Source organism: Devosia ureilytica (genome assembly GCF_024273195.1).
GTDB lineage: Bacteria > Pseudomonadota > Alphaproteobacteria > Rhizobiales > Devosiaceae > Devosia > Devosia ureilytica.
Genome location: NZ_JAMZCU010000004.1, coordinates 63,515 through 75,842, shown reverse-complemented (window position 1 = coordinate 75,842; position 12,328 = coordinate 63,515). Strand labels below are relative to the sequence as shown.

Sequence of the window (12,328 nt, the reverse complement as noted above, 5' to 3'; positions counted from 1 at the left end):
GTCAGCGCGCGAGCACTGTGAGCATGGCATTGACGGTGAGCACGCCGATCATTGCCATGCCAAGCCCCCAAAAGAACGACCGCAGCTTGCTGATGCCGGCCCAATAGCTCAGCGTGAAGCCGGCCCGTGTGACGGCATAGATGAGCGCGGCGCCGGTCACGACCACACTGTCCACGCCTGCCACCAGCAGCACCATGGCGGCCGGCACCACCATGCCCGCCGATTCCAGGTTGTTCTGCAAGGTGCGTGCTGCCCGTCCGGCAAAGCCCTCGCGGCTCAGCGGCGTTGCCCGGTCAGTAAAGATAAACGCCAGCCCTTTCGAGCCGACCGTGTTGAGGTGCTGCACCGCGGCCGACAGGAAAACAAGGGCGCCGGCGGCGAGAAGGGCAATCGAGGCATTCATGGGACTATTCCTGGCTGGTTGTGCGGGGAATATTGTGGTTCAATGATGCACCGTCAACGCGCAGAAAAATGCGCCGATTGTGCAGAAATGTTCAATGCAGCCAGCTGATCTCACCATTGTCGCCGCCCTCGAAACCGCTGGCACCTTCACCGGCGCCGCCCGCCTGCTGGGCGTCGCCCACACCACCGTGTCGCGAAAGCTCAAGGATCTCGAAGCCCACTACGGCGCGCGTCTTGCCGACCGCCGCGACGATGGCGTCATCCTCACCGCCGAGGGTGAACGCCTGCTCGAAAGTGCCCGGCGTATCGAGGCCGAACTGGCCGGGCTCGAGCGCGACATCACCGGTCGCGATCACCGGCTGACCGGACACATCAAGCTCACCACGGTCGATGCGCTGGCCTGGCTTTATATGCCCGTCCTGGGCCGGTTCCGGGCCCGTCATCCGCAGATCGACCTGGCGCTCGAGGTCGGTTCGGAACTGCGCAATCTCTCCCGGCGCGAGGCCGAAGTCGCCCTGCGCGCCACCAACGCGCCCGACGACCACCTCTATGGCCGCGAAGTGGGCCAGCTGGAGTTCTTCGCCTACGCTCGGGCCGATATCGCGGGTGACGACATGATGCCCTGGCTCGAATACGGCAATCGCGATTGCAGCCAGCCCGCCTCGCGCTGGCTCCGCCGCCACCATCCGTCCGTGCGCCCCGAGGCCAGCGTACCGACCCCTTTGATGATGCATCGCGCCGTAGAATCAGGCCTCGGCGCTGGCCTTGTCCCTTCGGCCCTGGCTGAACAGTCGCCGGGCCTGGTCCGCCTCTCCGACGCGCCTGCCTTCGCCATTTCCATCTGGCTACTGACCCCCATGGAACTGCGCCAGACCGCCCGCATCAGGGCGCTGTTTGAGGCTTTTAGCGAAGAGGCGAGGCCATGAGCGTTTCCTTGCTTCCGGCGGCCGATAGCGACAAGCCGGTCATCGCCAACCTCATCCAGCTCTACCTCTATGACATGACCGAGTTCATGCCGTTTCCCGTTGGTGCGGACGGCCGGTTTGAATACGGCTTTCTCGATCGTTTCTGGAGTCATCCGTATTTCATCATGCAGGGCAGGGAGATCGCTGGCATGGCCCTGGTTGTGGACGAGTGCCCGCTGACAGGCAGGGCCCCGTGCTGGTTCATGGCCGAGTTCTTCGTCCTGAAGGCCAATCGGAAACAGGGCGTCGGCAAGGCAGCGCTCGACCTTGCCCTGGCCGCTCATCCAGGCCCCTGGCACATTGCCGTCCCCCATGCCAACGGCGCAGCGCAGGCTTTCTGGGGCAGGACGCTTGCCGACAGGTCAGTGCCCCCGCGCGATATCCACTTCGACGGCGACGACTGGTCGCTGTACGCATTCGGGGCCTGAAAAGCAGAAGGCCCGCATCGCTGCGGGCCTCTGTTGTTCTGTGTGGGGGCGGAGCCTTACTCCGCTGCGTCCTGGCGGCTGACCACGGTCACGCCGTTGGCTTCCTTTTCCTTCAGCCCGGCGTCCTTGGAGACGATATAGCGCTTGGCGCTGTCCGCGTCCTCGGGCACTTCCAGCGCCATGCCATCGAACCCCGCAGGCACCGCGACGGCCTGGCCGCGGCGGAAGGGGCTGGCAACCCAGTTGCCAAGAGCGCCAAACAGGGAGCCGAACCAGCGGATCTGGCTCCACATCACGGTGGGGGCGGTGATCATCACCGGCACCATGATCAGCGTCAGGGCCGTCGAGAAGAACAGGCCCGAGACCAGCGCCGCCGACAGGTGGATGAACCACGAGCCGGCAAGGCCACCCACCACCACTTCGCGGCGGATGAAGTCGAACTCGACATTGGCCCACATCGGGATCACGCCCAGCGCCGTCAGGAACGCCGTCAGCAACACCGGGCGCACGCGCTGGCTCACGGTCAGCAGCATGGCCTTCACTGCTTCCACATTCTCGTGGCGGTGATAGTCGTTATAGGTGTCGATCAGCACGATGCCGTTCTTCACCACGATGCCCGCAAGGGCCACGATACCGAGACCCGTCATGATGGCCGAGAAGGTCATTCCGGTCACCAGCATGCCCAGGAGCACGCCGGCCACCGACATCACCACGGTCGTGAGCGTCACCAGCACCTGGTAGAAGCTGTTGTACTCGAGCAGCAGCACGAAGAAGATGATTGCCATGGCCATCATCAGCGCCTGGCCGATAAAGGCATTGGCATCGCCCATCTGCTCCTCGGCGCCGCCGAACTCCACCGAAATGGTTTCGGGGAAGTTCTGTTCGTCAATCCAGGCCTGCAGCTCGGCCACCTTGTCGGCGGCATAGACGCCTTCAGGCAGGTTGGTCAGGCCCGCAGCCACCGCCATCGTATAGACCTGGTTGCGGCGCTGGATATTGGCGACCTTGGGCACAGCGACGCGCTCGATGAAGTTGCTGACCGGGATCAGCCCCTGCGCCGTTGCGATCCGCATGGAATCCAGGGCGTCGAACGTGCGCTCGTCCTCGGGCAGGCGAACGCGGATATCCAGTTCGTCGCCGGTCGCCTCATCACGATAGGCGCCCAGCTTCACACCCGATGTCACCAGCTGCACATAGGGCGCCAGCTCGCGCACGCCGATGCCATATTTGCCCGCTTCGGCACGGTCGATGGTAATCTGCCAGTCAATGCCGGGGGAGGGGCGACCATCTTCGAGGTCGACCACTTCGGGCCAGCTGTCCAGATGCTCATGGATCGCGGTGACGACCGGAACCAGGTCGTCATAAATCGTGCTTTCCACCCGCATATTGATGTCCTTGCCGGCAGGCGGGCCATTTTCGGCCGCCAGCAACTGGATATCGAGACCGGCAAAGCCCGCCACGCGCTCCCGAATTTCGGCAAAGATTTCCGTGGCTGGAACGCGGTGGTTCCAATTGGTCAGCTGCAGCTGGAAATTGCCGATGGTGTCGGGCGGTGTGGTGCTGAATGCGCCAGTCGAACCGAACTGCATGATCACGTCCTGGACGCCATGCACCTGGATCAGCTCGCTTTCGATTTCCACCAACATATCGCGGATTTCTTCGGGCGAATAATTGCCACGGCCAACCACGGCCACGGTCGCGAACTCGGGTTCGGATGCCGGGAAGGCTTCCGAGCCGGTCGGATTGGTCGCATAGGCCACAAAGATCGTGATGATGATGCCAAAGCCCACGGCCAATGTCGGCAGTGGCCAATGCAGCAGCTTTTCCATCATCCGCACATACAGGCCCGTCAGTCCGCCGACCTTTTTGGCGTCGAACTTGTCTGGGTACATGACGATGTCGGCCTTGGCCTTTTCCTTCTCGTCCACATGGGTCGAGGCGATGATCGAGCCGATCACCGGCATGAAGATCAGCGCCGAAATGAAGGATGCGACCATCACGATGATCACGATCATCGGCAGATAGCTCATGAACTTGCCGATGATGCCCGGCCAGAACAGCAGCGGAATGAAGGCGCCCAGTGTGGTCGCGGTTGCGCCCACCACCGGCACGAACATCTTGCGCATGGCCATGATGAAGGCTTCCTTCTTGGGAATACCCTCCATCAGTTTTCGCTCGGCGTATTCCACCACCACCACGGGGTCGTCCACCAGCACGCCCACCGCGATCACCAGGCCAAACATCACCATCATGTTGATGGTCATGCCCAGGCCCTGGGCAACGAGAAAGGCCATCATGAACGAGAGCGGGATAGACATGCCGATCATGATCGCTGGGCGCACGCCCAGGGTCGCGACGCAGGTAATCAGCACCAGCGCCACGGCGGTCAGAACGGCGGCTTCCAGCGAGCGGAACAGCGCCGTGGTCGTCTCGGCCTGGTCAAGGAAGAACGAATAAGTCACCCCGGACGGCCAGTCCTTGGCCACTTCCTCAGTCACCGCGCGCACCTTGTCGGAAACGTCGATGATATTGGTGCCCAGCTTCTTGGCAATGCCCAGGATCAGGGCAGGGGAACCGTTTACCTGGGTATATTCAGTGGCGTCGGCCAGCGTGCGGGTAATCGTTGCCACATCGCCAAATGTGACAATGGTGTCCCCATCGGTCTTGAGCGGCAGGCTGAACACGTCCTCGGCCGTGGTGATAAGGCCCGGCACTTCGACATTGAACGAGCCTTGTCCGGTGTTGAGCGTGCCCCCGGCAACAACCATATTATTGCGCGACAGGGCATCGAACAGCTGGCTTGCGGTCAGGCCATAGGTTTCAAGGCGCAGCAGGTCGATGCGGACTTCGAGCTGCTCCTTGCGGGCGCCCGAAAGCACCGCTTCACGCACCTCGGGAATGCCTTCAAGCGCGTCCTGCAGCAGTTCTGCGCGCCGCACCAGTTCCTTTTCAGGGGCATTGCCATAAACGGCGACCGAGATGATCGGCATGCCGACCAGGTCGATTTCGCTGACCACGGGGTCATTGGCATCGTCAGGCAGCTTGCCCTTGATCGCGTCGATACGGGCGCGGGTGTCGGCCAGCGCCTGATCCTTGTCGGTATTGATGTCGAACTCAAGGAACACCGAGGCATGGCCGGTCGTTGAGGTCGAACTGATGTTGTTGAGGCCCGGCAGGCCCGACAGTTCTTCCTCGGCCGGCTTGGCGAGCAGGTTTTCCGCGTCACGCGGCGAAACGCCTGACTGGCTGATCGAGACATAGAGATAGGGCACGTCGATGGCCGGGAAGCTTTCCTTCGGCATCGAGGTATAGGCGGTCGCCCCGGCAACAAGGACGATAGCCATGATCGTCAGGACGACACGCGGCATCCTGAGGATTTTTTCGATGAGGTCGAGCATGGCTGGTGTCCCTAGCTGGCAGCGGTTTCAGCAGCCGGGCTGGCTTCAACAGCCTGTCCGGCATTCACATTTTCCTGGCCGATCGTGATCACGTCCGAAATCGCTGGCAGCCCGGTCACCCACACGCCCTCGCGCGCATCGCTCACGATGGTGACCGAGTGGAACGCTACCACGCCATCTTCAACCGTCCGCACACCCAGCACGCCCTCGTCATTCAGGGTCAGCACCGACTGCGGCAGCAGGTGGCCCGGCGCGCTGCCGATGGTCACGATGGCTTCTGCGGTCACGCCGTCGCGGATGGCGAAGTTCTCATTGGGAATTTCGATTTCGGCCGGGAATGCGCGGGTGGCATTGTCCGCAACCGACGAGATATAGGTCACCGTGCCCTCGACGCTCTGGCCGGTCACGGTCTTGATCGTGGCGTCCAGTCCCGTGCGGGCCAGGCCGATATGGGCTTCTGGGACCATGCCGATGAAGAGGATCGGGTTGAGCTGCACGATGGTCGCGCAGGGCGAGCCGGCGTTCAGCATCGCCCCTTCGGTTGCCACAGGGTCCTGCACCAGTCCGGCGACCTTGGCGACGATTTCGGTGCGGTCGAGTTCTGCCTTGGCATTGTCGAGTGCCGCAGTCGCCTGGCTGACGCCGGCCTTGGCCTGGGCCAGTGCCACTTCCACCGCGTTTGCAGTGTTGACCGCCGCCAGCCCGCGCTCGCGCAGCCCGGCGTTGGTGTCAAAGCTCAATTGGGCCTGCGCCAATGCGGCCTCGGCCTGCGCAACACCGGCTTCGGCCTGGGCAACGGCTGCAGCGCGCGTGCCCTGGTCAAGCGTGCACAGGGCATCGCCCACTTCGACGCGCTGGCCCTTGCTCACATGCACCACATCGACCGCGCCCGCCGTTTCCGCGACAGCAGTAACCGTTGCCTTGGCCTGCGTGCGGCCGCGCAGCGGCACTTCAATCGGCATGGCTTCGGCGACAAAACGCTGGGTCCGCACGCTCTGTAGCGGTGCATTGGCGCCGGTCGTGGCTTCATTGCGCTGGGCAATGGTCAATGTCGGGTCGACGGCTGGCTCGTGGTGGTCCGCCAGCACGCCCGCGTCGGCGAGCGCGGTGGCAACAGGTCCATGCTCTTCGCCCTCGATCACCGAAATGATCGGGGTCTCACCATTGCCAGGTCCTTGACCACCTTGGACAAGGGTTCCGGTTGCCAGCCAACCACCCGCCAGAAGCAGGAGGACAAAGGCCAAGCCATAGGAAAATAGTGCACGCATAGTTGAATTCGCCCCTTATTCAGCCGCGTCTTTTCGTGGCTCGGCTCGCGCCATTGTGATCAGTTCGTGCATATGGGTGCGAAAATGCTGTTCCGCAACCTCCAATACTGCACGGCCGTAGTTGATGACCCACTTGTCTGCTGCATTGCACTCGTGTTCGGCAGTTGCCTCGTCAAGTTGCTTGCGGCCATCGATCGACCGCTGCAGGAATTCGTTGCACCGCTGCTCCACCAGTTCGCGCGGCAGAATGTGCGCAAACCGGGCAAACATCAGGAAGGGGCTGCGGAACATGTCCTCGCCCAGCGGCTCGCTCAGTTCGTCGGCAAAGGCGGCGCGCCCGGCATCGGTGATGGTATAAACCTTGCGGGCCGGCTTGCCGTCCTGCTGTTCGGTGCGGCTGCTGACCAGCGCTTCATCTTCGAGCTTGGCCAGCGCAGGATAGATCGAGCCATAGCTGGCCTCGACGAAATAGGCGAAATTGCCTTCCGTGCACATCCGGCGGATGTCATAGCCACTCGCATCCCCGTTATAGAGAATGGAAAGGCACAATGTCCTGACGTTCATAGGCTTGGGTCCTTCGGCCATATTCTGGTCCGATATATGCCGGGCGTATATATGGATGAACCGCCTGCTGCAAGCTTAACGGAAGAAACAACCGCGCAGATCAGTTAAGCAGGCATTGCATATCCCGCCGCAAGCCCGTGTGAACCAATAGAATTCTCTATTGCCGCGCTGAAAACGCGGCCAAACGTCACGATCCCAGCAGTCGCCGCATTTCCGCCGCACCCGTTTCGGCAAGGGCCAGGCTCGCCGCAGCGACGAAATAGGGGTTGAGGAACTTCAAGTCCCCCTTGCCATAGCTCATCGGTGCACCATCCAGTGTCACGACCGCACCACCGGCCGCTTCAAGCACGGCCTGCCCAGCGGCGGTATCCCATTCGCAAGTTGGGGTAAAGCGCGGGTAAAGCTGCGCATCGCCTCGCGCCAGAAGGCAGAATTTCAGCGACGAGCCGACCGACACGTCACTTTCCACGTCCAGCGTCTGGCACAATTGTTCAAGCGCCGCGTGCCCATGGCTGCGGCTGGCCACGATGCGCGGGCGCGGCAGCAGCCCCACCATGATGGCGCGACGATCAACGACGACCCCCTCGACCACCTTGCCCGTCCAGGCGCCGCTCTCGTCGCCCACAAATATCTCGCCGCTGGCCGGCGCCAGCACCACGCCCATGATCGGGCGGCCGTCTTCCACCAGCGCAATATTGACGGTGAATTCGCCATTGCGCTTGATGAATTCCTTGGTGCCATCAAGAGGGTCGACCACGAAATACCGCGCGCCCAGCACCGGGATGATCCCTGCCGCCACACTCTCTTCGCCCAGCACCGGCAGTCCTGTCCCTTGCAGATGCTCGATGATCACCGCCTCGGCGGCGGCATCTGCCTCCGTCACCGGCGAGCCATCGTCCTTGGTCACCACATGGATGGGGCGATCATAGACCGCGCAAATCACTGCCGACGCCGCAATGGCAGCCTCGACGGCCAGGTCGGTCAGCGACAGGGCAGGGGCTTGGGTCTGAAGGCTCATTTCGTCCCGCCGATCATCACGTCAAGGCCCAGGTCCAGCGGCTTTGCGCCCATGGTGATCTGGCTGGTGGATATATAATCGACCCCCGTTTCGGCAATCGAGCGCACCCGCTCGAGCTTGACGCCGCCCGAAGCCTCCAGCCGGGCGCGACCGGCGTTGATGGCCACAGCGTCGCGCAGGGTGTCGTTGTCCATATTGTCGAGCATGATGATCCGTGCCCCGGCCGCCAGCGCCTCTTCCAGTTCGGCCAGCGTCGTCACCTCGATCTCGATGGCCACCAGATGCCCGGCAAACGCCTCGGCTGCCGCATAGGCCGCGCCGACGCCTCCGGCCACCGCAATGTGGTTGTCCTTGATCAGGATGGCATCGCCCAGCGCATAGCGGTGGTTGGACCCGCCGCCACACCGCACCGCATATTTCTCGAAAGCGCGCAGCCCCGGCGTGGTCTTGCGGGTGTCGCAAATGCGCGTGCCCGTTCCGGCGAGGGCGTCGGCATAGGTCCGCGTCAGCGTCGCAATGCCGCTCAAATGGTTGAGAAAATTAAGCGCCACCCGCTCTGCCGACATTACCAGCCGCGCCGGCCCCGACACCTCGGCAACCAGTCCTCCAATTTCCACCCGGTCGCCATCGGCCAGCCTGGGTACAAAACTGACCCCGTCGCCCACCAATCGAAACGCGGCCGCCGCCAGGTCGAGCCCTGCAATCACCCCGGCCTCGCGCGCCGACAGTGTCGCACTGGCCCAGGCATCGGGCGCCAATGTCGCCTGGCTGGTCAGGTCACCTGCCAGTCCCAGATCTTCCTCCAGCGCGGCGGCAACGGCGCGCTCGACGGTCAGGCGCGGCAATTGTGCGGGCAGGGCGGTCATCTGGGCTCACCGGATTATTCGATCTCGGCGTGATTTACGCTGCGCGCCCGGCGCTGACAACCGCGGGCAGGGGCATGGTTTTGTGCGTCTGCCGCCTAGCGCAGCAAACTCTGCCCCCCGTCGATCCACACCGGGCTGCCGGTCACGTGCCGTGCGGCATCCGAAACCAGAAACGCAATGACATCGGCAACATCTGCCGCCTTGCCCTTGGCCCCGCCGGTCAGCGGAATATCCCCCTCGGGGAAATTGACCGGAATGCGTGTCTTGTCGGCGTGCCGACGCACGGTGCTGTCTTCAATCTCGCTTTCAATGGCGCCGGGGCAGACCGCGTTGATGCGGATTTTGCGCCGCCCCAATTCCAGCGCCAGCTGCTGCACCATTGCCAGCTGCGCCGCCTTGGTTGCCGAATAGGCACTGGCGCCCGGTGTGGTGAAGGTGCGCGTGCCATTGATCGATGACACCACCACAATGGCCCCGCCACCCGCGGCCACCAGCGCCGGCACCGCATGATGAATGGTGAGATAAGTGCCGCGCAGGTTAACGGCGATGGTCTTGTCCCATTCCTCCGGCGTCAGATCCTCAATCGGCGCCCAGACACCGTTGATCCCCGCATTGGCCACGACAATATCGAGCTTTCCAAATTGCCCGAGCGTGTCGGACACCAGCGCCTTCATCGCCGCATCATCGGTGACATCTGCCACCGCAGGGTGGGCCGTGCCCCCGGCTGCTTCGATTTCGCGCGCCGTCGCCTCGACTTCCGCGCGCGTCCGGCTCATCGCTACCACTATGGCGCCCTCGCGCCCCAGCTTCAGCGCCGTCGCCTTGCCGATGCCCGATCCCGCGCCGGTGACCAGCGCCACCTTGCCGTCCAGAAATGCCATTGCCCGTCCTCCGTGTTGCCTGGGGCAAACGCCAAACCCGGATAATGGTTGACCCGATACTTGTGCGGATTGCTACAGGCGCTTGGGGTGGTCGGCCTCGATAATGCCACGCGTCAGGCTGCCGATCACTGGATAAAGCGGGATCAGGCACGCTTGCAGCGCGTGGTAGAGGTCAGGCTTGCCCACGAACAGCCGCGAGGTTGGCACCAATTGCTCGGTCAATTCGCTCCGCCAGCCGCCCCGCTCGTGGTCAATCACGTGGTTCTCGGCAAAATCCCAGAGCTTGCGATACCAGATCTGATAATAGTCATCATGGTCATAGGCGCCGATATAGGCAGCGGCCCCAATGGCCTCGGCCACCGGCCACCACAGCTTTTCGCGCATGATCGGCTGGTTGTCCCAGTCGAGCGTATAGAAAAACCCGCCATGCTGCTTGTCCCAGCCCAGCGCGATGGCCTGGCGGAACAGGCCGCGCGCCGATTCCGTCATCCAGCTGTGTTCCTTGCGGCACAGCACGAACAGTTGGAACAGCAACCGCGCCCATTCCAGCGCGTGACCCGGCGTCGTGCCCGATGGGCGGAACATTTCCGATCCCACGTAATTCTTGTCGAGCGTCCAGTCCTCATGGAAATGCTCGGCCACGCGATAGTCGAGCCTTGCCGCATTGCGGTTGATGATCAAGTCGGCGATCCGCGTCGCTTTATTGAGATATTCCTTCTCGCCGGTGGCCTCAAAGGCGGCCATCAGCGCCTCGGTCAGGTGCATGTTGGAGTTCTGGCCGCGATAGGTGCTGATCGGCCGCCAGTCATTGGCAAATTCCTCGCGCACCGCGCCGACCTTCTTGTCCCAGAAGCGCGTCTCGATCACCTCGGTTGCGTCGGCGATCACCTGGTCGGCCAGCGGATGCCCTACCAGCTTGGCGCTGGCCCCCGCCAGCAGCACAAAGGCGTGGCCATAGGCCTGCTTGCTGTCATCGACATGGCCATCGTCATCGAGCGACCACACATAGCCGCCATGCCGCTGGTCCCGGTGCTTCTCCCACAGGTAGCGCATGCCATGATCGACGATCTCGTCCGAACCCGGCCGCCCGATCAGGCTGCCAATAGTGGCGCAATGGATCATGCGCGCCGTGACGTGGATTTGCCGCACCGCATTGTCCGGCGTCACCGGCTGTCCGTCATCGGTGAGTTCAAAAAAACCACCTTTGGGATTGATCGATGCTGCCTCGAAAAAATCGAACAACCGGCTGGCCTGCGTCATCAGATACTGCCGGTGAAACGGGCGCTGCTGCCAAGCGCCCCAGTTTGTTTCTGGCAGGGTGATGCGGTCGTTGCTCATGATCTCTCCCGTCCGGCGACGCGCGGTCGCCAGCATGTCTCGCGACGCGTTCTAGCCAATACATGAGAACGTTGCAATTTCCGAACCGTGCCAAAGGCAAATTTGCTCCAGTGGAGCAAATTTAGGCGAGGAAGCCATGAGCGCTGGGCGCGATTGGCCCGGAGCTCTGTCAGATGCGATGCGACTCCTCCCCCTCCTCAAGGGGGGTGGGTGGAGGTTCTTGCTCTCAAACCCGCCTATACCACTCCTCGACCCGCTTCACCTCATCCGCCGACCCCAGGATCACCGGCACCCGCTGGTGAATGTCGGTCGGCATAATGTCCAATATTCCCTGCCGGCCGGTCGTGGAGCGTCCACCGGCGCCTTCGACCAGCCAGGCCATCGGATTGGCCTCATAGAGCAGCCGCAACCGCCCTCCCTTGCTCGCGGTCTCGCTATCGAGCGGATAGAGAAAGATGCCGCCGCGCATCAGGATGCGGTGAATGTCGGCGACCATCGAGCCTACCCAGCGCATATTGTAGCGCTTGCCTGCGGGCCCGGTTTCCCCGGCCACGCTCTCCTTCACATAGCCCGTCGTTGCCGCGTCCCAGAAGCGCTCGCGTGCGGTATTGATGGCGAATTCGCCCGATGCCTGGGGCACCTTTGCTTCTGCCAGCGTCTGCTGCCAGCGCCCATCGGCGTCGAGTGTGAACACGCTGGTCGCCCCGCTGATCCGCACCACAAGGCTGGCCGCCGGCCCGTAGGCCACATAGCCGGCGGCCAATTGGTCGCTTCCCTTCTGCAGCAGGCCGCCCGCGCTCGGCAGGATCGAAAAAATCGTGCCCACAGTTGCATTTACGTCGAGATTTGAAGATCCGTCCAAGGGGTCGGTGGCCACAATGAACCGCCCCTGACTCGACACATCAACGGCTTCATCCAGCTCTTCCGAAATCAGAATCGAGATGGCCGTATTGGTCCGCAAGTGATTCAAAACAATGTCGTTTGTGATCACGTCGAGCGCCTTCTGCGCCTCGCCCTGCACATTGTCCGAGCCGGCCAGCCCGGTCTGCCCGGCAATCGGCGCCAGTTGCAATATCCCGGCAATTTCCGCCCCCGCCGCCGCCATCGAAGTCACGGCGCTGGCCAGTGCATGGTCATGGGTCTGGGTGGTCAGCCACTGGGCGAGGTCGGTCATGCGCATACTCCTGTGTCGCTCCCAGA

The 12,328-nt window shown here is 62.9% G+C and carries 11 protein-coding genes; 2 read left to right on the top strand and 9 right to left on the bottom strand.

The genetic code is table 11. From position 1 onward, the window contains the following. Position 1: 1 nt before the first annotated feature. Positions 2 to 403: an MAPEG family protein gene (locus tag NIM87_RS11785; protein WP_254674884.1), complete on the bottom strand. Its 402-nt coding sequence runs from the start codon at positions 401 to 403 to the stop codon at positions 2 to 4. A gap of 94 nt (positions 404 to 497) precedes the next feature. On the opposite strand from NIM87_RS11785, the gene NIM87_RS11780 reads away from it, so the two are divergent. Together NIM87_RS11780 and NIM87_RS11775 are read left to right on the top strand one after the other, a co-directional pair. Next, a complete protein-coding gene (locus NIM87_RS11780) occupies positions 498 to 1,328 on the top strand; it encodes a LysR family transcriptional regulator (protein WP_254674883.1) in 831 nt (276 codons plus the stop codon). After that, positions 1,325 to 1,795: a GNAT family N-acetyltransferase gene (locus tag NIM87_RS11775; RefSeq protein WP_254674882.1), complete on the top strand. Its 471-nt coding sequence runs from the start codon at positions 1,325 to 1,327 to the stop codon at positions 1,793 to 1,795. The genes NIM87_RS11780 and NIM87_RS11775 overlap by 4 nt, the downstream gene beginning before the upstream one ends. Positions 1,796 to 1,851: 56 nt before the next feature. Here the strand turns inward: NIM87_RS11775 and NIM87_RS11770 are convergent, their stop codons facing one another. From NIM87_RS11770 to NIM87_RS11735, 8 genes are all read right to left on the bottom strand, one after another. Next, positions 1,852 to 5,193 (bottom strand): efflux RND transporter permease subunit, encoded by a 3,342-nt coding sequence (locus NIM87_RS11770; protein ID WP_254674881.1) that lies wholly within the window; start codon positions 5,191 to 5,193, stop codon positions 1,852 to 1,854. Between the two features lie 11 nt (positions 5,194 to 5,204). Further along, a complete protein-coding gene (locus tag NIM87_RS11765) occupies positions 5,205 to 6,461 on the bottom strand; it encodes an efflux RND transporter periplasmic adaptor subunit (protein WP_254674880.1) in 1,257 nt (418 codons plus the stop codon). Between the two features lie 15 nt (positions 6,462 to 6,476). Beyond that, positions 6,477 to 7,025 (bottom strand): PadR family transcriptional regulator, encoded by a 549-nt coding sequence (locus NIM87_RS11760; protein WP_254674879.1) that lies wholly within the window; start codon positions 7,023 to 7,025, stop codon positions 6,477 to 6,479. Positions 7,026 to 7,212: 187 nt separating this feature from the next. Beyond that, positions 7,213 to 8,043 (bottom strand): 3'(2'),5'-bisphosphate nucleotidase CysQ, encoded by an 831-nt coding sequence (gene cysQ / locus NIM87_RS11755; protein ID WP_254674878.1) that lies wholly within the window; start codon positions 8,041 to 8,043, stop codon positions 7,213 to 7,215. After that, on the bottom strand, positions 8,040 to 8,909 hold the full coding sequence (nadC, locus tag NIM87_RS11750; RefSeq protein WP_254674877.1) for a carboxylating nicotinate-nucleotide diphosphorylase: 870 nt from the start codon (positions 8,907 to 8,909) through the stop codon (positions 8,040 to 8,042). Before nadC ends, cysQ begins: the two co-directional genes overlap by 4 nt. 95 nt (positions 8,910 to 9,004) lie before the next feature. Beyond that, a complete protein-coding gene (locus NIM87_RS11745) occupies positions 9,005 to 9,790 on the bottom strand; it encodes an SDR family oxidoreductase (protein ID WP_254674876.1) in 786 nt (261 codons plus the stop codon). 72 nt (positions 9,791 to 9,862) lie between these two features. Further along, entirely contained in the window at positions 9,863 to 11,128 is a 1,266-nt protein-coding gene (locus NIM87_RS11740; RefSeq protein WP_254674875.1) for an AGE family epimerase/isomerase, read from the bottom strand. A 226-nt stretch (positions 11,129 to 11,354) separates the two neighbouring features. Continuing rightward, on the bottom strand, positions 11,355 to 12,302 hold the full coding sequence (locus tag NIM87_RS11735; protein WP_254674874.1) for a class 1 fructose-bisphosphatase: 948 nt from the start codon (positions 12,300 to 12,302) through the stop codon (positions 11,355 to 11,357). Between the last annotated feature and the right edge of the window lie 26 nt (positions 12,303 to 12,328).

What these genes read in the sequence shown, in the direction of transcription:
- NIM87_RS11785 (WP_254674884.1), bottom strand. Translation starts at nt 403, where the DNA reads ATGAATGCCTCGATTGCCCTTCTCGCCGCCGGCGCCCTTGTTTTCCTG.
- NIM87_RS11780 (WP_254674883.1), top strand. Translation starts at nt 498, where the DNA reads ATGCAGCCAGCTGATCTCACCATTGTCGCCGCCCTCGAAACCGCTGGC.
- NIM87_RS11775 (WP_254674882.1), top strand. Translation starts at nt 1,325, where the DNA reads ATGAGCGTTTCCTTGCTTCCGGCGGCCGATAGCGACAAGCCGGTCATC.
- NIM87_RS11770 (WP_254674881.1), bottom strand. Translation starts at nt 5,193, where the DNA reads ATGCTCGACCTCATCGAAAAAATCCTCAGGATGCCGCGTGTCGTCCTG.
- NIM87_RS11765 (WP_254674880.1), bottom strand. Translation starts at nt 6,461, where the DNA reads ATGCGTGCACTATTTTCCTATGGCTTGGCCTTTGTCCTCCTGCTTCTG.
- NIM87_RS11760 (WP_254674879.1), bottom strand. Translation starts at nt 7,025, where the DNA reads ATGAACGTCAGGACATTGTGCCTTTCCATTCTCTATAACGGGGATGCG.
- cysQ (WP_254674878.1), bottom strand. Translation starts at nt 8,043, where the DNA reads ATGAGCCTTCAGACCCAAGCCCCTGCCCTGTCGCTGACCGACCTGGCC.
- nadC (WP_254674877.1), bottom strand. Translation starts at nt 8,909, where the DNA reads ATGACCGCCCTGCCCGCACAATTGCCGCGCCTGACCGTCGAGCGCGCC.
- NIM87_RS11745 (WP_254674876.1), bottom strand. Translation starts at nt 9,790, where the DNA reads ATGGCATTTCTGGACGGCAAGGTGGCGCTGGTCACCGGCGCGGGATCG.
- NIM87_RS11740 (WP_254674875.1), bottom strand. Translation starts at nt 11,128, where the DNA reads ATGAGCAACGACCGCATCACCCTGCCAGAAACAAACTGGGGCGCTTGG.
- NIM87_RS11735 (WP_254674874.1), bottom strand. Translation starts at nt 12,302, where the DNA reads ATGACCGACCTCGCCCAGTGGCTGACCACCCAGACCCATGACCATGCA.